This is a genomic window from Olsenella phocaeensis (assembly GCF_048189965.1).
Taxonomy (GTDB): Bacteria; Actinomycetota; Coriobacteriia; order Coriobacteriales; family Atopobiaceae; genus Olsenella_I; species Olsenella_I phocaeensis.
Map to the genome: position 1 here is coordinate 46610 of NZ_DBEZHV010000004.1, position 21431 is coordinate 68040.

The following is a 21431-nucleotide window of genomic DNA, read 5'->3' on the forward strand; positions in this document are numbered from 1 at the left end:
GCCCAAGGGCCACCCACTTCGGACGCCTCGTGACGTCATAACCGCCCACTTCTCGCCTGCCGCGCGCGAGGCGAGAAGTGGGCGTACCAGCCCTGCGGCGCAAGCAGCCCAGCACGCCAACCCCGCGGCGCAGCTTCGCCTGCGCGTCACATGGCGTGGTCGGACGAGAGATAACAGCTCTTCTCCACTCCCCGTCTTCGATTACATGGGATACTCTCCACATACGAAGCGGTGACGGTGGCATATGCCGGCCGACCCAAGAAACCACGCCAGCCAGGGGGGAGGGCGCATGACGCGGCACGGATGCACGCGTGGGTTCGTCCCGCGTCCAGGCTCCATGGGCGGGCAGGTGGCCCGATGAGCCCCCGCAGGCCCACCAGGCGCGATGGTGGCAGGTCCGGCTCCCGCCCGTCCAACTCCAAGCAGCCCGCCAGGCGCGGCGCGAGCGGGCGGGACGGTGGGTCTCGCCGCCGGGGTTCCGGCAGTCCTAGCTCCGCCAGCGGATCTCCGCGCCAGGTCCGCGGCACCACCTCGACGCGCCATGGCTCCGCCCGCACGGAGGCCGCCCGCACGGGACTTTCCTCCCGCCGCGGCGCCACGACCCGGACCGCAAGCTCGCGGGGCATCACCACCCGCACCGCAGGCAACCACGGACAGGTTGGCCGCGGGGGCACCAACGTCGGCCGCGGGGGCACCAGCCGAACCGACGGCCCTTCCATCACGCGCACCGGCTCCCCGCGTCGCGGCATGCCGCCCGTGGCACCGCCCACGCCCTCCGACCCGTCGGACTCCCGCCGAAGGATCAACAAGGCACGCCGGGACGCCCAGGCGAAGCGGCGCGAGGCGTCGGGGAAGAAGGAACGGCGCAAGCCGCCCAAGGAGAAGCTCATGACCGCCTCGGCCATCGTCGTGGTGGCCGCCGCGCTCGTGGCGTCAATCGCCTACTACGTGACGCACCCCACAAATTCGGCAAGCCCCACCGAGAGCTACGCCGAGCCCAAGGTCGAGGTCGTGAACCACGCGCCAAACGCCGTGGACACTTCCGCGGGAGACGCCTCGCTCGCGCGCGACAACAGCGTCTTCGACTGGTCAAGGCTCGACAGCTCCGACCCCAACCACTACGCCTACAAGTTGGACGGGACCACGGTGTCCAAGCTGGGCGTAGACGTATCCGAACACCAAGAGGAGATCGATTGGGAGAAGGTCAGGGCAGACGGGGTCTCGTTTGCCTACCTGCGCCTGGGCTATCGCGGGACCGTGGCGGGCAACATCGTGGTGGACTCTCTCTTCCGCAAGAACCTGCGCGGCGCAAAGGCCGCCGGGCTCAAGGTGGGAGCCTACTTCTACTCCCAGGCAACGACCGCCGCAGAGGCCGAGGAGGAGGCCGACTTCGTCCTCAAGCGGCTGGACGGCAACGAGCTGGACTATCCCGTGGCGTTTGACCTGGAGCCGTCCGACGTCATGGCCGGGCGCTCCTCTCAGCTGAGCGCCCAGGAGCTTGCCCAGGTTGCGCTGGCGTTCTGCAAGCGCATCGAGCAGGGCGGATACACGGCGATCGTCTATGGCAACCAGGTCGACCTAGGCTATTACGACCTGGAGGAGCTCGCGTCCTACGGCTACTGGTACGCGGAGTATGGCTCCACGCCCAGCATGAGGCTGCGCTTCGCGCTGTGGCAGTACAGCAACGCGGGCACCATCGACGGCATCGACGGGCCGGTGGACGTCGACCTGGACCTCACGTCACTGCTGCACGACGGGGCGGAGGGATAGGACCGGGCCGGCGCGCAACGGGCGGCCGCGGCGGGTCGAGGACGAGCGCCTCTCTCTCGCCTGGCACACGCACCGTCACGCATACGTCCGCTCACGCGCGTGCTCGCACTCGCCGCGCACGCTCCCGGTCGCCGCGCACGCCGTTGTGCGCGTGATATTCATCGCGCACGCCATTACGCACAAGACATTCATCGCGCACGCCGTTGCGCACAACGACGAGGCTTGCCAACTGGGCAAACGTCGAACGCCCTGTGCGTTATGACGTGCAAGGCGAGAGGGGCGTGCGTTCATGCGTGGAGGACGTGCCGCTCCGGACGGCAGCACGTCGGCCGTGCCCCAGTCGCCCCGCATCCCCATGCGCCCCAGCCGCCCGCAGCCGCCGCCATGCACCACCCATCCCGCAGCCGCACTCACCATGCGTTCCGGCCTCTCCATGCATCCGACGCAATTCACCCTTGACTCCCCTTTCCAAGCTCCCTACAATCCAACTCAAGTTATGAGTGATTGCTCATATACGCATCATCTAGGGGGCGCACCATGGAAGAGAAGGAAAACAGGGTCAAGCTCGCACGCATCCTGACGTCTGCGGGGCTCCTCGTGGCAGCGGCGATAGCCAGCCGCCTCGCGAGCCTCGGCCTCTGGCAGCAGCTGCTCCTATACCTGCCTGCCTACCTCGTGGCGGGCTACGACGTGGTGCTCGAGGCGCTGGAGTGCGTCGCGCACGGCGAGCCCTTCGACGAGGACCTGCTCATGACCATCGCCACCGTGGGCGCCCTCCTCATCGGCTTCCTCCCCAACGGAGAGCCCGAGTTCGCCGAGGCAGTCTTCGTGATGCTCTTCTTCCAGGTAGGCGAGCTCTTCGAAGACCTGGCCGAGGACCGTGCACGAGACTCCATCAGCGAGCTCATGGACATCCGACCCGACGTGGCAAACCTCGAGCGCGACGGCGAGCTCGTCTCGCTCGACCCCACGGAGGTGCACGTGGGCGACGTGGTGCTGGTTCGCCCGGGCGAGAAGGTCCCCCTGGACGGCATCGTCCTGGACGGCCGCTCGAGCCTCAACACCGTGGCCCTGACCGGCGAGAGCCTGCCCCGCGACGTGGCGCCCGGCGACGGCGTGGCCAGCGGCGTGGTCAACGTGAGCGGCGCCCTGCGCGTGCGCGTGAGCAAGGAGTTCGACGAGTCCACCGCCTCGCGGATCCTGGACCTGGTGCAGAACGCAAGCGAGGGCAAGTCACGGAGCGAGAGCTTCATCAGCCGTTTCGCCCGCGTGTACACCCCCATCGTGGTCTTTGCCGCCATCGCGCTGGCCATCGTCCCACCCCTACTGTCGGGCGACTTCGCGGCGAGCCTCTCGGTCTGGCTGCTGCGCGCGCTCACCTTCCTGGTGGTCTCGTGCCCCTGCGCGCTGGTGATCAGCATCCCGCTGACCTTCTTCGGCGGCATCGGCGGGGCGGGCCGGCGCGGCATCCTGATCAAGGGCTCCAACTACATGGAGGCGCTGGCCAAGGCCCAGGCCGTGGCGTTTGACAAGACAGGCACCCTGACCCAGGGCAGCTTCGAGGTGGAGGCCGTGCACCCCGACGCCATCGACGCCAACAGCCTGCTGCACCTCGCGGCCCACGTGGAGCGCTACTCCATGCATCCCGTCGCCGTGACGCTGCGCAACGCCTACCCCAACGAGCATGATGACTGCGACGTGAGCGACGTGGAGGAGGTTCCCGGCCAGGGCGTGCGTGCCATGGTGAACGGCAGGCAGGTCGTGGCGGGCAGCTCTCGCCTCATGGAGAGCGTCGGCGCCCAGTGGAGGCCCTGCGACCATAAGGGCGCCATCATCCACGTGGCCGTGGACGGCGTCTATGTGGGTCACATCGTGGTGGCCGACCAGGTCAAGGCAGGTGCGAGGGAGTCGTTGACCCGCATGAGGGCCGAGGGGGTCCAGCGCCTGGTGATGCTCACGGGGGATGGTGGCGAGGTGGCCGAGCAGATCGGCGGCTCGCTGGGCATCGACGACGTGAGGGCAAACCTCCTGCCAGGCGACAAGGTGGCCGCCGTCGAAGGGCTCATCGCAAGCAAGCCCGAGGGCACGACCGTGGCCTTCGTGGGCGACGGCATCAACGACGCACCGGTCCTGGCGCGCGCGGACGTGGGCATCGCCATGGGAGCCATGGGTTCCGACGCTGCCATCGAGGCTGCGGACGTGGTGCTCATGGACGACGGCCTGGACAAGATAGCCGAGGCCATTCGCATCGCCCGGAAGACCCTGGCGATCGCGCGGCAGAACATCGCCTTCGCCATCGGCGTGAAGCTAGCGATCCTGGTGCTGGCAGCGCTGGGGCTGGCCCCCATGTGGCTCGCGGTGTTTGGTGATGTGGGCGTCATGGTGCTGGCGGTACTCAACGCAAGTCGGACGCTTCGGATCTGAGGGGCGATGACGCACTCGCGCGTGAGTCCAACAGAAGGGGCCAACTGACAGGAACCGCAGGTGAACCGGATGGGTTGCCTGCGGTTTTCTCACTTATGCCGCGGCAGCCGCCCTCGCTTGTCTACCCTTGTCTGTCCCCGCTATCGTTCTCTATGCCGATTCCTGATTCCGGCATCGGTGACGACCATTCTCTATGCCATCTCCTGACCCTAGTCGCATTCTCTATGCATTTCCCTGAAGCCGTCCGACAAAAGCCCAGGTAGATTTCCGTCGGGTTCAGGAATCGGCATAGAGAAGAGGATGGAATCAGAGAGATGCATAGAGAACAAACGAACGGGGGGAGAAAGGGACGGGAGAACGCAAGGGGACGGGGGGCGCGGGGGGACGGGGGACGGGGGGCGCGGGGGGGGACGGGGGCGCGGGGGGATGACTCCGGAAAGGCGAGAGATGCCAGCGGAGAGAAGCCTCCCTACCGGCGCCTGTCGCGCCGTCCGCGCAAGCCCACGACCAGCGCGACCACGCCCACGACGCAGATGGCAGCGCTCAGCTTGATCATGCCCCAGCTGGCGTCGCCGGTCTTGGGCAGCCTGAGCCCCAGGACGGTCGGACCCTCGGGCTCCTTCTCCCCCGACCGGCCCGGCTGGCCTGGCTCCACCGCCCCCGCAAAGCTGTGACGATAGGCGATGGCGTCGGTCTTCTCTCCCTTGGAGTCCTTGACCTCGACCCAGCCGATGCGCAGACCCGAGGCGGAACCGGGGTCGCTCTGGACGCTCACGCGGATGTCGTACGTGCCATTGTCCACGCTCAGGCCCTCGGCGGGACTGGAACCGGCGACGCCCAGACAGCTCAGCCTGTAGGAGTACTCGCCCACGTGGTCGAAGGCAATCCTTCCCGGAGCGGCGGAGCCCGTGGCAGAAAGCGCGATCGACTGGGTCGCGTCGCCCGTGAGCGCGAAGCCGTACCTTCCGCCGTCCGCATCCGCGGGCAGGGGCGCGCCGTCGACGGCAGCCAGCTCGTACTCGAACGTCCCGTCGACGCCTTCGGGTACCCGTCCCGTCACCACGAAGCTCTGCGCCACGTCAATCGAAAGCGGCCCCTTGGCCAAGGCCACACGCACGGGCAGCAGGGAGACCACGAGCGCCAGCAGGCAGGAGGCAAGCGCAGGCATGGAGCGAGAGAGGCCCCGCGTCGGGTCCGTAGCGTTCTTCCTCACGAGCGATCACCCTTCCTTGCGCCTCGGCTCCCCTTGCGTCCCCGCGAGGGAGCGCCAACCACCCAGGCCAGCAGCAGGAACACCAAAAGTCCCAGGCCGATCTTCGCCCAGAGCGCGAGCCCCTTGCCCACCGTGCCCGCGAGCGTGCGGTCGACGGACTCCTCCGTGAAGTCGTTCTGGAAGGTCTGGTCGACGACCTTCGCCACCACGATGTGCCGGTCGTTGGTACCAGACCCGCAGGTGGAGAGGACGAGCATGTGGTCGTCCGGAGTCAGCGCCCCATCCACCCACTGACCCGCATGGGACTTGAGGTAGGCAAGGAACTCCTCCGTCGAGGGAGAGCTCCCCACCGATGTGCTGTACACGACCTCGTCGTACGCGTCTACGAGCAGGTAGGCGCATACCTCGACGCCGTGGTTGGCACCCCCGTAGTAGATGTTGCCACGGCGGTGCCGGTTGAAGTACTCGCCGTCCCCGAAGCGGTCCAGGTCGCCAAACATGAGGGAGTTCTCCATGTGGTGGCCAAAGACGATGGTGCTGGGCGCGGAGAAGTCCTTTGGGCTGCGATAGTCCAGGAAGAGCGAGCCTGAGAGGGCAAACTCCCCCATGGGGTTGACGTTGAGGTACTGGTCGTTGTCCTTGCCCTGCACCAGGGGGTAGTCGATCCCCGTGCCATAGAGCGTGAGCCAGCCCAGCACGTCGGGGTTCCTGGCTTCGAGCTCCTCGAAGCTGGAATCGTCGTTGGAGCTGGGGCGGTAGGACTCGAACTGCTCGCGGTCCGCCTGCTCGACCACGCGGTTGTTGTCGAGCACCGCGTAGGCCGTGAAGCAGACGATGAGCATCAGTACGGAGAGAACCACCCCGTCGACCAGCCAGTTTGTGAGTCGGATGGCACCAAGGGCCAGCCGACGGGGCAGTTGGCGATTCATCTAGCGCTCGAGCTTCCTCTTGGCTGCGCCATAGAGCACGACGCCGGCCACGGCCACGCCGCCCATCAGGACGAAGGGCAGGTTGTTGAGGACGATGCCCGTGGGGGTGACGGACTCCTTGTTGTTGGTGACGGTGGCGCCGTTGGCAGCGTCATCGGCAACAGCCTTCGCCTCTGCGAAGACGCCCGTGGTAGTGTAGCCGTCCTTGTTGGCCTCGGACTCCTCCACGCTGTACTTGGTGCCGATGACCACGTTGTCAAAGGTGACGGTCTGGCCATGCTTCAGCTTGAAGGTGACGGTGCCGTCGGCGTTCTGGATGCCCTCGACGCCACTGGCGGTGATCTGACCCACGCTCCAGCCGGCAGGAACGTTCGTGGGCGCGGTGAACTTGACCGTGAAGTTCCAATCCTTGTTGTGGTCGCCAGAGCCGCCCGTGACGTTCTTGGTGACCTTTACGGCATTCTTGGAAGGTTGGCCCGGAGTGTCTGGGGTGGTCTTCTCAGTGAAGGTGTTTTCGAACTTGACATCGCCCTGGACAACCTTCGTGCCAACCGCGCTGGTGGTGGGATTCTTCTCGAAGGTCACGCTCTTGACGGCGACACCAGAGCCCCCGTTCTCCACGTAGACGCGCATGAGGTACTTGTCGGTGCTGTCCACCATCGTGCCACTGGCGCCGTCGGTGTTGGTGATGTCTTCCGCCTTGGTGGCGTTCTCGCTGATCAGGTAGGCATAGACGCCAGCGTGGGTGTAAGTCGGAAGGGTGACGGCCTGCGCCTGGGACTTGTCTGCGCCATCACCAGTGGCCTCGAGCGTGATGTCGCCGATCGTGGGGATGAGCCCGTCGGTCGACTCCGAGCTGCCGCCGTTGCCCGTGTCCACCGTAACGCCCTCGACCTTGAAGGTGAACTTGGCCTTGACGTGCGACCCCTCGTTGGTCTTCAGCACCTTGGTGATAGAGACGTTCCCGCCGCTGATGACCTTGCCCGCCGCATCCCCGCCGACGCCATAGCCAGGCTCCGCCGCCAGCGCGGGCGTGATCCCTCCGAGCGCGAGAGCGGCCGTCAGGGCCACTGCCGCAAGCTTGCTCTGCATCCTCATGTTCAAATCCCTTCTGTTCGCGCCTGCTAGACGCATCCTACCCTTGCTATGTACGCGGCCGCTAGAAGTTCCTCCTCCTGACGACCGTCATTACCTCGCCCTCGGTGCCCGTGTCGATGTCCACCAGGCCGTAGATCCTGCTGTCCTTCGACTCGGGGCGGTTGTCTCCCATGACGAAGACCTGTCCCTCGCCCACCGTCACCGGGTACGTGATTCCGACCGAGAACGGCAGCGTCTGGGTGTAGATGCCGTCCTCCGCCTGGCGGTACCCGTTGAGGACCAGCCCGTCCTCAGAGAACTCGACCTTGTCACCAGCCACGGCTATGACACGGCGGACCTCCTTCTTGCCCTCGTCGTTGACCACTATGAGGTCGCCTGCGGAGTAGTCCTTCTGCAGGCGGTAGTACACGATCAGGTCGCCCTCCTTGAGGGCTGGGCTCATGCTCTGGTCCGGGGCCTGGAACAGGCCAAAGAGGAAGAGGAACACCATGGCCACGAAGCCCAGGACGAAGGCCAGCTTGAGCACCAGGAGGACGAGCTCTGCGATCAGGGGCGCCTGAGGCTCGGACCCGGCGTCGGACGTGGAGGCATCGGCATCTTCCGCAAGCTGCGCGGCAACAGTGGCAGCCGCGCCCTGCGTCGTGGGCTCGCGTCGCAGGTGCGCCTCCTCGCCTGGGAGGGGACTCTGTGCGTAGTGCCTCGGCATCACGCACCCCACCCGGCATTCCTGCGACGGGTGACGATCACTCCGGCAATGGCGATCGCCCCGCCAACGCCAAGTGCCAGGGGGAGAGAGGCCCGGCCCAGCGTCGCCGCAGCGATGCCGGTGACGGGAATCGGATTCTTGGTGTTGGTGAAAGTGACCTTCGAGGTAATTGTGTTATCCGAAGTGTTGTTCACCGTTACATTAGATTCCGTCAACTTGTAACTGCAGATTATTCCGTCTCCAGCAGTGACATCCTGGATAGTCCACCTAGCCGTATAGCCAGGCGCCTCCGCTTCCTTAACAGTCACCTCGTCTCCGTAATGGAGGTCATAGGTAAGCCCATTCGAATCAGCAAGCTTTGCGAACTTGCCGGCTTCGCCATTGCTCAGTTGTGCATTGGCAGAATATGTCTTGCCGTCGTGGGTAACGCTGACCACAAAGTCGAACTTCTTGGTGAGGTCAGCCTGCTTGCCCTCAATCTCCTTTTGAACAATTAACTCGACCGGCCTTGGCTCCCACACTGCATAGAGAACGTTGGCATCCTGCCCCGCGTCCCACGCCAGACCAGAGAGATTATCAGCGGCATAGCCCTTTTCGGATGCGAGCTTGGAATCGGACGCAACCGCGAAAGCAGTCGAATCGGCAGAGGCGCCCCAGCCTACGAAGTCGTAGCCCGTACGCGTCGGGGCGGCGGGGACGGTAATTCTGTCGTTGAGGTTGGTCACACCCTTGATTTTGGTTCCCTCGCTGAAGCTTCCGCCGTTGGCGTCAAAGATGGTCTTTACCGTCGAAGGACTGCCCTTGTCGCCGTACTCAGCACGCAGCTGCACGGTATAGGTGTAGCTGGGATGCTCTGGGGTGTTGTCATCGTTTTCAGTGACTCTCGCGTTGTCCTTGAGCACCGTGAACGTGTCGCCGGGGAACACCGTCTGCTTTGTGCCAGACACGTCCGTCACGTCGACATACCTACCCTGGCCCTCGTCCCACGTCTGGATGACCCAGTACATGAACAGCTTGCCGGCGGGTGCCGTCGACGCTGCACCGGCGACGGCCATGGAATTATCGAGGTAGAGCATGGTGTCGCTGGGAGCATTCTCGCCGCCGTTGCTGTCGTATGTGACCCCGATGCCGTTGGCGCCCGTCAAAGTCTTGCGCCACTTGGCATACAGGTCGAGCTTGCGCATGACCCAGGGACTGTCGACGTCCTCGTTGGTCGTCGCGCCATTGCCCCACTTGTCCATGGGGTCGGTCATGTCGACGTTCTTGTCGTAGGGGATGGTCACGGCATCGCTGAGCAACGTATCCGCACTGAACACCTGGGTGCAGCCGGGGTCCGTATACCAGCCCACGAAGTCGTAGCCCTCGCGGATGCCCGTAGGCAGCGACACCTTTTCACCGTATGTGATGAGCGAGGTCATGGGGACGTCAGAACCCCAGTCGAGCGTGTTGTCCGTTCCCGCGTTGGGATGAAGGAAGACACGATAGCGGTTCCTGACCCACTTGGCATAGACGGTAACGCCGTTCTCAGGCATCGTGCTGAAGGTGTAGGGGCGCGTGCACCGCTCGTCCAGGTACCACCCAGCAAACGAGTAGCCCGCATGGGCAGGAGTGGGCTGGTAATAGTTGCTTCCACCCGCGTTGTAGGAGCTGAGGTCGTCACCGTAAGACATGGAGTCCGTGACTCTCAGCAACGTGTGACTGATGTTCTCGAGCACGATGTTGTTACTATCCACGTACACGCCATCCATGTACTGGACGTTGTAGGTGTCACGGGAGTAGTAGAAGCGTATCGAGTAGCCGTTCGACACGTTGAGGGACACTTTATTGCTGCTGCCGAAGGACGGGTCGGACGTGAGTTGGGTGAATCCAGCAATGTCGTGGAAATCCTCCGACTTTGTGGAGCTCAAGGTCACTCGGCTCGCAATCTGCAGGTGCAGGTGCTGGTTGTACTGCTTGCCCCGATAGGTAACGTCGCCCGTCTCGCCGGGAGCCACCTCGGTGTAGTAGTACAGGTGATTCATGTGGCCCGCACCGTAGCCACGGAGCCTTAAGGTCGTGTTCTCGGCCGGCATGATTTCGAGCGAGTGAACGTCGCCCGTCGTGAACACCTGACTGTTCCGTGGCGTCCAAACGTATCCGTCATAGCTCGTCCCGTCATTCCCAACAATGGGGAAGTTCTGCGAGATGTCCTGCCCGTACAGGGCCGTGATGGTCTTGACCGTCTGGATGCTCTTCTGGCGGACATAGCGCTGGCCGGTGTAGCGGTAGGTGTTGCCACCTTCCGTGTATGTCCAGATATAGCCGTAGTAGGGGTAATAATCGTAGGTCAGAGGGACATAGCTGCCGTTCACATAGCCGTACTGCTCGCCGTAGGCGCCGAAGGTCGGACTGTAGGTGTCGACGGGAGCTTGGAACGACAGGGTGTACTCCGTGCGGTCGTAGTACACGTTGAGAACCGCGGTGCCCTCGGGCGTTATCCTGACGCCCTGGTCGAAGTGGTCCAAATGAAAGCCGGCATAGGTTTCGGGGTTGCCATCGATTGTCGCGTATGCCGCGTTGCCGCTACCCCTCTGCACGACTGTGTCGATGACACTGCCCACGCTTCCGTTGAGCATGACGTACTTACTGAAGTCATAGCCATTTCCCGCCACGTTCTGCTTCCACACGACCACGGTGTAGTCGGCCGTGTCGCTGTGGTCCCACTTGGCATAGATGGTCGTGTTGTCCTCGATGGAGCTACCGAAGTGGAACTCGTTTCCGGGAGTGCAGTCCTTGTCCGTGTACCAACCGGAAAAGGTGTAGCCGGCACGCTTGGGTGCGATGCCCGGTTCCTGGGTTGGCTCGCCGCTCTTCACGAACTGGGGTGCGTTGTAGGTGGCATCCTTGCCGTTCTCGTCAAAGACGAGCCAGTGACCTTAGGGGGCATTGACAGAGAACACCACATCGCCGGTCAACGTGAGCGGCGAACCGTTTGGATAGCAGGCACCCGGCGTATAGTCCGCGATGTACGTACTTCCGGAGCTCACGTCCCAGCCTTCGAAGTTCTGAGAGGAGCTTGCCGGCGTGTACGCCATGTTGACGGTATAAGAGAGGGAGTCCTCATTGCGGTCGAGGTAGGTCGTCGTGGAGCCAAGCGACACGTTGTGCTCGTCGAGGTACGAGACGCTGATGGACTTGAGGACGATGGGATACAAATCTAAGGTGTCACCGTCTTTGAAGGTCTCGCTCGCGAGTGCACTGGTCGCAAGCGAACGCACGTCAGCGATGGTCTGGGGCGCCGTGTCCTTCGTGTAGTTGGCATCCGTCGTCCAGCCGCGGAAGCTCTTGCCCTGCGGCACCGTGCCCGCGCCCGGATCGTACACGACGGAGTCCACGTCATCGGTCTTCTTGACCAGAATGGACGTGACGTCATCGGAATCCGCCTTATGGAACCTCACCTCGAGACGCGCGACGTCGCCCGTGTCCACAATCGCATAGATCGAGAAGTGGTTCGCCTCGAAGACCTGCTCGTCAGCGTCGGCCTTGATGGTCTTGACCTCCTCGACCTTTAGGGGTGCCTCGGCCGTGAGTCCAACAGTCGAACCCGTGGGAGCGGGATCCTCGGTGCTCTCGCGCTGCTGGCCCTCGCTCTGCGGACTCGCGGGCGCGGTACTCTCGCCTCGGTCATTTCCTTGGTCCGTGGCAGCCGTATCGGCTGCACTGGTCGCGTCAATCGCACCGGCCGAGGCTGTCGTGTCGTTCACATCTGTCGCGTCAATCGCATTGGCCGAACCGGCCGCGTCGGTCACGTGGTACACCAGGACGCCATCGTTCTGCATGCCAGTCTTCGAGAAGGTCACCTTCACGCTTCCGTTGGGCTGGACCTCGTTGCCATTGGAATCGCGCAGGGTGACGTCGATCGCCTTGATGGACGTGGCGCTGTTGCCGCCGTCCTGGAGCTTGCCGTTCACGGCGTCGATGACCTTCTGGTCGTCAACAAGCCGCGCCTCGACGGTGGTTCCCTGCGGCAGCACGTCTGCCTGGGCCTCGATGGTGACGACGGTCCCGTCGTCCATGGTGGTGCCAAGCGTGTGTGTGCCGGTCTCCTCCGCACTTGCGAGCGTCGAGACATGGCGGCCGAAGCCCAGCGCCGCCACGAGGCAGGCGATGATGACCGCGGCAAGAAGCCCGGGAGCCCTCTTGTTCGAAACCATATCCACCGTCCAAGCGTCTGCGTATATGCTGTGGCAGACGGTATACGATCATTACAATATGCTCTACGCGAACCCTTTAAGGGACTTTATAGACACTCCCATATTAGCCATACGAACCGCGGTTTTACTGCATTTTTTCTCAAACTCATAGTAAGAGTCACTTAAATAGTAGCATTTACACTGCTTACCTTTGACAAAATATTATAAGAATAATATTCATTGACTTCGCAACGCGAGTCAGGACTTGGCCGTATGACTGGCCCAGAAAGTCGTCTGCGCACCTGCGTCATGCGCAAACGACGCATGAACTGCACGCCACGTCACAAGAGGCCAGGTCAAGCGAGAGTGGCGCGCATGCCACGGATCGTTTGCGCGCCGCATGCCGGACCCGAACACGGCCCCGCGCCCCCGTCCCAGCAAGCGTTCTCTATGCCGATCCCTGACCCAGCGTCGTTGGCGGCCGTTCTCTATGCCTTCTCCTGAACCTGCCTGCGTTCTCTATGCCTTCTCCTGAACTCGGCAGAAATCTACCTGGGCTTTTGTCAGAAAAAGTCAGAGAAATGCATAGAGAACGCAGGGTGAGAGGGGTGAGGCAAAGAGGCAGAGGAGCGAAGCAGCGGAGAGGCGAGGAAGCCGACGTCGGAGCAATCTTCGGCTATGCCGTCTCGGTCGCGACCAGCGCCCGAACCAGCTCCTCGCTCACCTGGTAGCGACGTGCGACGTCGGCGCCCCCCTGCACGGCGAAGCTCACGTCGCGACCCGAGGCGGCGGCATCATCGACCAGCGCTCGGCAGGAGGAGTGTAGCTGCCCCACGCCCGTGAACTCCCTCAACTCCCGCGCGTTCCCCGCATTGACGCCGGACCCGGGCAGTATCTGCAGCTCGTCTCCCAGCTGCACCTGAAGCTCGCGAATCAGCTCGCGCCCCTCCCAGGCCGTGTGCCTCTGCCCGCTGGTGAGCAGGCGGTCCACGCCCAGCCCAACCAGCAGCCGGGCCGCGGCAAGTGGCTCGTCCACCAGGTCGAAGGCCCTGTGAAAGACTACCGTCGCCCCATACGAGTGCACCAGGGACACCATCTGCGCCGTTCTCGCCTCGTCAAGGTGACGCGGCGCGTCCAGCACCCCGAAAGCGATGCCGTCCGCCCCCTCCTCGAGCAGCATCGTGGCCTCGTCCAGGAGCTGCCGCCACTCAAGCCCCCCATAGCAGAAGCCCCCGCCTCGTGGCCGTGCCATCACCACGACCTCGAGGCCCGTGGACTCCCTCACCAGCCTCAGGCTGGCCACGCTGGGGGTGAGCCCGCCCAGCTCGAGGGCCGAGTTGAGCTCGATGCGCCGCGCGCCCCCGCGCCAGGCGGCAAGGGCGTCCGACGCGCTCCCGCAGCAGACCTCGATCATGGCAGCGACAGCCCCTCTCCCCTAGTCCCTCGTCAGCTTGCGATGGATGCGGTGCGGACGCGCCGCGTCCGGCCCCAGGCGTGCGATGCGGTCGCGCTGGTAGTCCTCGAAGTTGCCCTCGAACCAGGTCCAGGCGCCGGGGTTCTCGTCCGTGCCCTCCCAGGCCAGGATGTGCGTGGCGATGCGGTCCATGAACCAGCGGTCGTGGCTGGTGATCACCGCGCAGCCCGGGAACTCGAGCAGCGCCTCCTCCAGCGACTCCAGGGTCTCGGTGTCGAGGTCGTTGGTGGGCTCGTCAAGCAGGAGCAGGTTGCCGCCCTGGCGCAGCGTGAGGGCCAGGTTGAGGCGGTTCCTCTCACCGCCAGATAGCACTCCCGAGGGCTTCTGCTGGTCGGTGCCCTTGAAGCCGAAGGCGCTCACGTACGCGCGGCTGGGCACCTCAGTCGTGCCCACCTGGATGAAGTCGTTCCCGCCCGAGACGACCTCCCAGACGTTCTTGTCGGGGTCGAGCCCCTCGCGCCCCTGGTCGACGTACGAGAGCTGGACGGTCTCGCCCAGCTCGAGGGTGCCGGAGCTGGGCCGCTCCTGACCCACGATCATCTTGAAGAGCGTGGACTTGCCCACGCCGTTGGGGCCAATGACGCCCACGATGCCGTTGCGGGGCAGGCTGAAGCTGAGGTCGTCGATGAGCACTCGGTCGCCGAAGGCCTTGTGCAGATGCTCGACCTCCAGGACCTTGGAGCCCAGGCGCGGGCCCACGGGGATGTGGATGTCGGTGAAGTCGACCTTGGTGGCGCGGCGCGCCTCGGCCTCCATCTGCTCGTAGGCGGCGAGACGGGCCTTGCTCTTCGCCTGGCGGGCCTTCTGGGAGCTGCGCACCCACTCGAGCTCCGACTTCATCTTCTTGGCGCGGCGGGCGTTCTGCTTGGACTCCATCTCGAGGCGGGCGGCCTTGGTCTCGAGGTAGGTGGAGTAGTTGCCCTTGTAGGGATACAGCGTGCCGCGGTCCACCTCGCAGATCCACTCGGCCACGTTGTCAAGGAAGTAGCGGTCGTGGGTGATGGCCAGGACGGCGCCAGGGTAGCCCTTGAGGAACTGCTCGAGCCAGAGGACCGACTCGGCGTCGAGGTGGTTGGTGGGCTCGTCGAGGAGCAGCAGGTCGGGCGCCTCGAGGAGGAGCCTGCAGAGCGCGACGCGCCTGCGCTCGCCGCCCGAGAGGTGGCTCACGTCCTCGTCGGGGTCGGGGCACTGCAGGGCGTCCATGGCCTGGCTGAGCTGGCTGTCGAGGTCCCAGCCGTTGGCGGCGTCGATCTGGTTCTGGAGCTCTCCCATCTCGGCCATGAGGGCGTCGAAGTCCGCATCGGGGTCGGCCATCTCGTTACCGATCTGGTTGAAGCGGTCTACCTTGGCGATGATATCGCCGAAGGCCTCGCGAATGTTCTCCCCCACGGTCTTGGACTCGTCCAGCGGCGGCTCCTGCTGCAGGATGCCCACGCTGAAGCCAGGCGCCAGGCGTGCCTCTCCGTTGGAGATCTCTTCCATGCCGGCCATGATCTTGAGCAGCGTGGACTTGCCCATGCCATTGGGGCCCACGACGCCGATCTTCGCGCCGGGATAGAAGCCCATCGTGACGTCATCGAGGATGACCTTCTCGCCAAACGCCTTGCGGACCTTGTACATCTGGTAGACGAATTCTGCCATGGGGACTCCTTGGGTTGGGGGTGGGGACGCGGCCTGCCGGCGCGTGCGCGCGGGACGGCGCATATCTTTCTTGCGCGACCGCCTGCGGTCGACCGGTCGGTTGCTCGTTCACCATTCTATGTGAGGTCGGCCATCTGGGCGAGAGGGGCGCAGCGCACGGGGGCGCAATAGGCGCAGCGCACGGGGGCGCAATAGGCGCGGCGCACGGGGGCGCGAGGCCGGCACTGGACGGGCGCTGGAAACGGGCTACGGACGAGGTCGCGCGCCGCTCTCGTCTGCGGCCACTCGGGCCTGCGGAAGCCGCTCGCCTCAACCGCTGCGGTAGTCGAGGTAGCCGAGGAAGCGCTTCGCCGCCAGGGGCAGGCGGTCGAGGTCGCGATAGACCACGTTGATCGAGCGGTGCGCGACCGGGTCGAGCTGCCGCACCGCGACGTGGTAGGGGTTGCGACGCAGGATGAGCGCGGGAAGGATGGCCAGGCCCAGGCCGCTCTCGACCATGGACATGATCGCGTAGTCGTCGAAGGTGGTGAAGCGGACGCGCGGCGTGAGGCCTGCGCGCGCGAAGACGGAGCGCACCTCCTCGTCGCCCGACTGCTCCAACATGATGAAGGGCTCCTCGCAGAGGCGGGCGAGCGGCACGGGGGCGGAGGTCGTCGCGAGCTCGTGGCCCTCGGGAAGGACGGCTAAGAGCTCGTCATCCTCGAGCCAGCGCGCGCCCAGCGACGCGGGGGCGGGCGCGTAGGGCAGGAAGCCCAGGTCGACGCGGCCGTCCTCGCACCAGCGCTCGATTTCGGGGAAGTCGCCCAGGAGCATCTCGTACTCGATGTTGGGGAAGTCCCGCTGGAAGCGCTTGATGATGCGCGGCAGCCAGTGCGTGGCCACGCTCGAGAAGGTGCCGATGCGAACGGTGCCCGTCTCGAGGCCGTTGATGTCGTCCACCTGCATGCTCAGGCGGCGCGCGCCCTCGCAGACCTCCTCCACGAAGGGCAGGAGTCGCTCGCCCTCGGCGGTGAGGCGCACGCCACCATGGCCTCGCTCGAGCAGGCTCACGCCCCAGGCCCGCTCGAGGTCGGCGACCATGCGACTGACGCCCGACTGCGAGTAGTCGAGCGACCTGGCTGCCCGGGTGATGCTGCCCAGGCGGACGGTCTGGAGAAAGGCCTGGTACTTCTGGATGTTTGACTCCACGGCGACCCCGCTTCCGGCACTCGTCCATGCATCACAAACCTGCATGCCAAACATGATAAACATTCGCTTTTAATATGGTCCGACGCGTGCGAAAGTTTGATGGCTGATTTGTTCGCACGAGCTCGGAGGACCCTTCCACCATGTCGCGAGATTTTGGGAAGTACCTGGCATCGCTTCTGCTCTTTGGGTTCAACGGGATCATAGCCAGCCAGATAGACCTGCCCAGCGGACAGGTCGTCCTCCTGCGCACGCTGCTCGGCTCGCTCGCCCTGTGCGCGGCACTCGGCGCGAGCCTGTGGCGGCGGCGCTCCGGTGCAGATGGTGCCGCGAGCCAGGCCGTGGCACCTCTCGCCTGCCTGGAGCATCCCCGGCAGGCGGCGGCGCTCGCGCTCTCCGGGGCCGCGCTGGGAGTGGGCTGGATCTTCCTCTTTGCGGCATATCGCCTGGTGGGCGTGGGGGTGGCGTCGCTCGCGTACTACTGCGGGCCGGTCATCGTGATGCTGTTCTCCCCCCTCCTCTTTGGCGAGAGGCTCACTGGTCCCAAGCTCGCGGGCTTTGGCTGCGTGGTCTTGGGGGCCTTTCTCGTGGTCGCGCAGTGCGGCGGCAGCGCGCCCGACCCGCGCGGCCTCGCTCTGGGCGGGGCCTCCGCCCTCATGTACGCGGTGATGGTCGTGTTCTCGAAGCGGGCGCCCGAGGTGGGCGGCATGGAGGCGGCCTGCGTGCAGATGCTGGCGAGCTTCGCCGCGGTCGCCGCCTGGTCGATCCCGACGGGCGGACTCGTGACACCCGGCCAGGTCGCAGGTGCCAACCTGCCGGCCGTGCTCGTGCTGGGACTGGTCAACACCGGGCTGGGCTGCTACCTGTACTTCTCCTCGCTGGGCAGGCTGCCGGTCCAGCGCGTCGCCGTATGCGGATACCTCGAGCCCCTGAGCGCGGTGGCGCTGGGAGCGCTGCTCCTGAGAGAGTCCCTGACCCCCGGCCGCATGCTCGGGGCCGCGCTCGTGGTGGGCGGTGCCGCGGCGAGCGAGCTCGTGGGCGGCGCGGCGTTGGGCGGCGCCATCGATGCGATGCGCGACGCAGCTCGTCTGGCGGCGACGCGTGGCAGGCACGCACTCGTCCGCAGGAGGGCGGTGCTCGCGCGGTAGGCCCGTCGCTGGCAGGCGCCAACGACAGCGACGGCGCGTCCCTCTCGCCTTCCGCTACCATGACCCCGTCGGCTTGGCCCAAGACGGGAGCATGCGCGCCATGAAGAGGATCCTGATCGTCGCCACGGGAGGCACCATCGCCTCGCTGCCCCAGGGCGGCGGGCTCTCGCCCGCGCTCAGCGGAGAGGAGCTCGCGGCCTTCGTCCCGCAGCTCGACGACCTCTGCGAGCTCAGCATCGTCCAGCCGATGAACATCGACAGCACCAACATGCGGCCCATGGACTGGCTGCGCATCGCCTCCATGATCGAGGGCGCCTACGACGACTTCGACGGCTTCGTCGTCCTGCACGGCACGGACACCATGGCCTACACCTCTGCGGCGCTGAGCTACCTCGTGCGCGGAAGCAGGAAGCCCATCGTGCTCACGGGATCCCAGCAGCCCATGTCGAACCCCTTCACCGACGCCAAACTCAACCTGTACCAATCCGTCCTGTATGCCTGCGACGACGGGTCGCGGGACGTGAGCGTGGCGTTCAACGGCAGCGTCATAGCCGGAACGCGGGCGCACAAGCAGCGGACGCTGAGCTTCAACGCCTTCACCAGCGTGAATTACCCTCCCCTGGCCGTCATCAGGTCGGAGCGGATCATACGGCAGGGCGGTGGAGCGAGCGATTGCGCGGCAGTGGGCGGGGACAGGCGTGCGGCAGGCGACTGCCTGGCAGTGGGCAGGGGCGAGCGTGCGGCGGCCACGGACGGGAACGCGACGGCAGCGGGCGTGCCCGCACGCCGACCGGACTTCTACCACGAGCTGGACGAGAGGGTCATCGTCCTCAAGCTGACCCCCGAGCTCAGGCCCAGCATCTTCGACCTGCTGCGACGGGACTACGACGCCGTGGTACTGGAGACCTTTGGCATCGGCGGGATACCCGAGTACGACGGGAACGCCTACCGGCGGGCCATCTATGGCTGGGTCGCATCGGGCCGGACGCTGGTCATCACCACCCAGGTGCCCGAGGAGGGGCTCGACCTGGGGGTATACGAGGTCGGTCGAGCATACGCAGACCACCCGGGCATCCTGCGAGCAGATGACATGACCACCGAGGCCCTGGTGGCGAAGACCATGTGGGCCCTCGGCCAGACGCGCGACCAGGACGAGGTGGCGCGCCTCTTCTACGCGCCTGTGAACCACGACCGTACGCTGGGATAGGCGGGCGGACACACGACGGACACCCTGGCGGGCGACGCGAGGGCGATTGGGAGGCAGGACGGGAACCGTCCAGAGGGCTGCTGCACGAAAAGTGCGCACGATTCCTGGGATGCCCTTCGCGTAACTGGGCTTTTGTCGTTTCTCTCCACAATTCGGAGCTTCCATGCGCAGTTTTGCACCACAGCGCGCAATTCATCAAGTTTACTTGTGTAAACTTAGATGAGACACAACGCGACAGCTGGAGGAACCATGGCCAGGCGCTTCTCGAAGACCAACCACACCCACCCACGTCACCTGAGGGCCGCCGCGTTCTCGGCCGTCGCCGGCCTCTCGCTCGTGGCTGCGCTCGCGATGCCCGCAGCCGCCCTCGCGACAGGGGGTGCCGGCATCGACAAGAGCGAGACGGTCTACGTCTCTGCGGACAGCAACGGAAACGTACGCGAGACCACGGTGAGGGAGACCCTCAGCAACGACGGGAAGGCGGCAACCCTCCCCGACCGCAGCGACCTGAGCGACATCAAGCCCTCCGACGACAAACAGGGCTTCAGCACCAATGCGGACGGGAGCCTGAGCTGGACGGCAAACGGAAAGAAGGTCTCGTACAGCGGTCGCAGCGACAAGCCGCTGCCGCTGGCCATCAGCGTGAGCTACACGCTGGACGGCAGGCCCATCGAAGCCAGCGAGCTCGCCGGCAAGAGCGGCCACCTCGTCATGCGCTTCGACTACAAGAACGAGTCCTCGGCAACTCGCTCCGTGCAGGGCAGCCAGCGGGAGCTCTTCACGCCCTTCGCTGCCATCACCACCGTCGACCTCGACGAGGACGTGTTCCACGACGTGAAACTCACCAATGGGCGACTGGTTTCGGGCGACACGCCCATGGCGGTAGGCTACGCGCTGCCGGGACTCCAGAGGAGCCTCGACCTAAGCCGAGACCAGATCGAGCTCCCCGAGTACTTCGAGCTCGAGGCTGACGTGACGAACTTCAGCCTGGGCTCCGTGACCACCATCGTCACCCCCAGCCTGCTCTCGGACCTCGACACCAGCAAGATTGACGCGGAAGACAACGGCGAGACCGTCGACCTGCTACGGAGCTCCATGAGCCAGCTGATGAGCGGCTCGGACGAGCTTGCCAGCGCCCTGCAGAAGATCTCGGACGGCAACACCGCGCTCTCGAGAGGCGTCGACGTCTTCCGCGCCGAGGCGGGGCTCCTGCCGCAGGCGACGGGACAGCTCGCCGACGGCGCCAGCAGCCTTGCGCAGGGCGTGGGCCAGGCGCGCGACGGTGCGGAGTCCCTGGCGGCAGGCGGACAGGCGTTGTCGGAAGGCCTGGGCAGGCTCAATGGGGGCGTCACCGGCCTGCAGGGCGCCTCCGCCGCACTGGGCGCCTCCCTTGGCGACGTGCGAGACGTGCTCACGCGCGCCCAGAGGCAGGCAGCCTCGGCGAAGGACGCCGCCTCCGAGGCCGCCGACATGGCGACCCAGGTAGGTCAGTCGGCCGACGACGCGCAGGTGGCGGCCACGGCCGCTGGTGACGCGGCCGAGAGGCTCGGCAGCTCGGCAGACGCCCTCAAGGCCTACGCGAGTGCGCAGGAGGGCGTGCGCAACCAGGTCGCCGAGGCGCGAGAGGCGCTCATGGGCATCGACCAGACCGGCATGACCGACGCGCAGAGGCAGGCCGTTGCCTCCGCACTCGAAAAGCTCAACGATGCCGCGGGCACCGCGAGCACCGTCCCCCAGCCCGAGGACGTCTCGGCACAGGTCACGAAACTCGAGGAGAAGGCCACGTCCCTCTCCTCCGCCGCGACGTCGGCACAGTCGATTGCACAGAGGTCCGGCGCCGCCTCCGCGGCAGCAGACGCATGCGGCGACCTCGTGGCCGCGGCACGTGGGAGCGAGGAGCAGGCCACGGGGCTGGCGGGCGTCGCCGCCCTGGCACACCAGCTCGACCAGGGCATCGTGAGCATCCATGGAGCGCTGGGGAGCGCGGAGGACGCGGGCAGCCTCCTGGGTGGCGCCGCCGCAAGCAGCGCCGGGGCACAACAGCTAGCCCAGGCCCTGGGCCAAGCCGCCAGCGGTGCGGGCGAGCTCGCGACGGGAGCGCGCCGGATCGACCAGGGCGCCGGACAACTCGTGGGTGGCATCGAACAGCTGCAGGACGGCGCCTCGGCGCTTGCGACGGGCTCGTCCGCTGCCGCGGTGGGCTCCGACCAACTGACGGATGGCCTGAGGGCCTTCGACGAGAAGGCCGTCTCCAAGATGGTCGAGGCACTCGACGGCTCCTCGATGAGGAAGCTCGTCGCACGCCTCGACGCCGTCAGCGAGCTCGCCGACGAGTACGAGAGCTTCGCCGGCATCGCCGAGGGACAGCATGGCACGACGAAGTTCGTCATCCGCCTGGACGCGATTGGGGACTGACGACGTCGGGACGCGCCGCGCGAGATGCCGTTGCCAAAAACTGCGCATT

Annotated in this window: 14 protein-coding genes and 1 pseudogene; 5 read left to right on the forward strand and 10 right to left on the reverse strand. The window is 65.6% G+C overall.

Going from position 1 to position 21431, the window contains the following annotated elements; genetic code table 11:
• The first annotated feature begins 357 nt into the window (after positions 1-357).
• A complete protein-coding gene (locus ACMPH2_RS00805) occupies positions 358-1770 on the forward strand; it encodes a glycoside hydrolase family 25 protein (RefSeq protein WP_417118350.1) in 1413 nt (470 codons plus the stop codon).
• Positions 1771-2307: 537 nt separating this feature from the next.
• The gene (locus tag ACMPH2_RS00810) at positions 2308-4194 is read left to right on the forward strand and encodes a heavy metal translocating P-type ATPase (RefSeq protein WP_417118351.1); all 1887 of its coding nucleotides are present in this window, start codon (positions 2308-2310) and stop codon (positions 4192-4194) included.
• A gap of 469 nt (positions 4195-4663) precedes the next feature.
• Here the strand turns inward: ACMPH2_RS00810 and ACMPH2_RS00815 are convergent, their stop codons facing one another.
• The 10 genes and pseudogenes from ACMPH2_RS00815 to ACMPH2_RS00860 all read right to left on the reverse strand — a co-directional run bounded on the left by ACMPH2_RS00815 (position 4664) and on the right by ACMPH2_RS00860 (position 16615).
• Positions 4664-5407 (reverse strand): hypothetical protein, encoded by a 744-nt coding sequence (locus ACMPH2_RS00815; protein ID WP_303132481.1) that lies wholly within the window; start codon positions 5405-5407, stop codon positions 4664-4666.
• Positions 5404-6336: a class B sortase gene (gene srtB / locus ACMPH2_RS00820; RefSeq protein WP_303132479.1), complete on the reverse strand. Its 933-nt coding sequence runs from the start codon at positions 6334-6336 to the stop codon at positions 5404-5406. The genes ACMPH2_RS00815 and srtB overlap by 4 nt, the downstream gene beginning before the upstream one ends.
• Entirely contained in the window at positions 6337-7434 is a 1098-nt protein-coding gene (locus ACMPH2_RS00825; RefSeq protein WP_303132477.1) for a DUF7601 domain-containing protein, read from the reverse strand.
• Positions 7435-7495: 61 nt separating this feature from the next.
• Positions 7496-8140: a signal peptidase I gene (gene lepB, locus ACMPH2_RS00830; protein ID WP_303132475.1), complete on the reverse strand. Its 645-nt coding sequence runs from the start codon at positions 8138-8140 to the stop codon at positions 7496-7498.
• Complete coding sequence (locus tag ACMPH2_RS00835; RefSeq protein ID WP_417118425.1) at positions 8140-10755, reverse strand: InlB B-repeat-containing protein; 2616 nt, start codon at positions 10753-10755, stop codon at positions 8140-8142. Before ACMPH2_RS00835 ends, lepB begins: the two co-directional genes overlap by 1 nt.
• Before the next feature lie 93 nt (positions 10756-10848).
• Positions 10849-11031, reverse strand: a pseudogene (locus ACMPH2_RS00840) (InlB B-repeat-containing protein); the annotation flags it as partial.
• 24 nt (positions 11032-11055) lie between these two features.
• A complete protein-coding gene (locus ACMPH2_RS00845) occupies positions 11056-12333 on the reverse strand; it encodes a hypothetical protein (RefSeq protein WP_417118352.1) in 1278 nt (425 codons plus the stop codon).
• Positions 12334-12988: 655 nt separating this feature from the next.
• Positions 12989-13726 (reverse strand): copper homeostasis protein CutC, encoded by a 738-nt coding sequence (locus tag ACMPH2_RS00850; protein WP_062531714.1) that lies wholly within the window; start codon positions 13724-13726, stop codon positions 12989-12991.
• A 21-nt stretch (positions 13727-13747) separates the two neighbouring features.
• Positions 13748-15427, reverse strand: coding sequence for an energy-dependent translational throttle protein EttA (gene ettA / locus ACMPH2_RS00855; RefSeq protein WP_062531713.1), 1680 nt, complete (start codon positions 15425-15427; stop codon positions 13748-13750).
• A gap of 309 nt (positions 15428-15736) precedes the next feature.
• Positions 15737-16615 carry a LysR family transcriptional regulator gene (locus ACMPH2_RS00860; protein WP_062531712.1) on the reverse strand — a complete coding sequence of 293 codons (879 nt, stop codon included), beginning with the start codon at positions 16613-16615 and terminating at the stop codon, positions 15737-15739.
• Between the two features lie 140 nt (positions 16616-16755).
• Between ACMPH2_RS00860 and ACMPH2_RS00865 the strand changes: the two genes are divergently transcribed.
• From ACMPH2_RS00865 to ACMPH2_RS00875, 3 genes are all read left to right on the forward strand, one after another.
• Positions 16756-17760, forward strand: coding sequence for a DMT family transporter (locus ACMPH2_RS00865; RefSeq protein ID WP_062531711.1), 1005 nt, complete (start codon positions 16756-16758; stop codon positions 17758-17760).
• Positions 17761-17860: 100 nt separating this feature from the next.
• Complete coding sequence (locus tag ACMPH2_RS00870; protein ID WP_303132469.1) at positions 17861-18967, forward strand: asparaginase; 1107 nt, start codon at positions 17861-17863, stop codon at positions 18965-18967.
• Positions 18968-19216: 249 nt separating this feature from the next.
• Complete coding sequence (locus ACMPH2_RS00875) at positions 19217-21382, forward strand: phage tail family protein (RefSeq protein ID WP_303132467.1); 2166 nt, start codon at positions 19217-19219, stop codon at positions 21380-21382.
• The last annotated feature ends 49 nt before the right edge of the window (positions 21383-21431 follow it).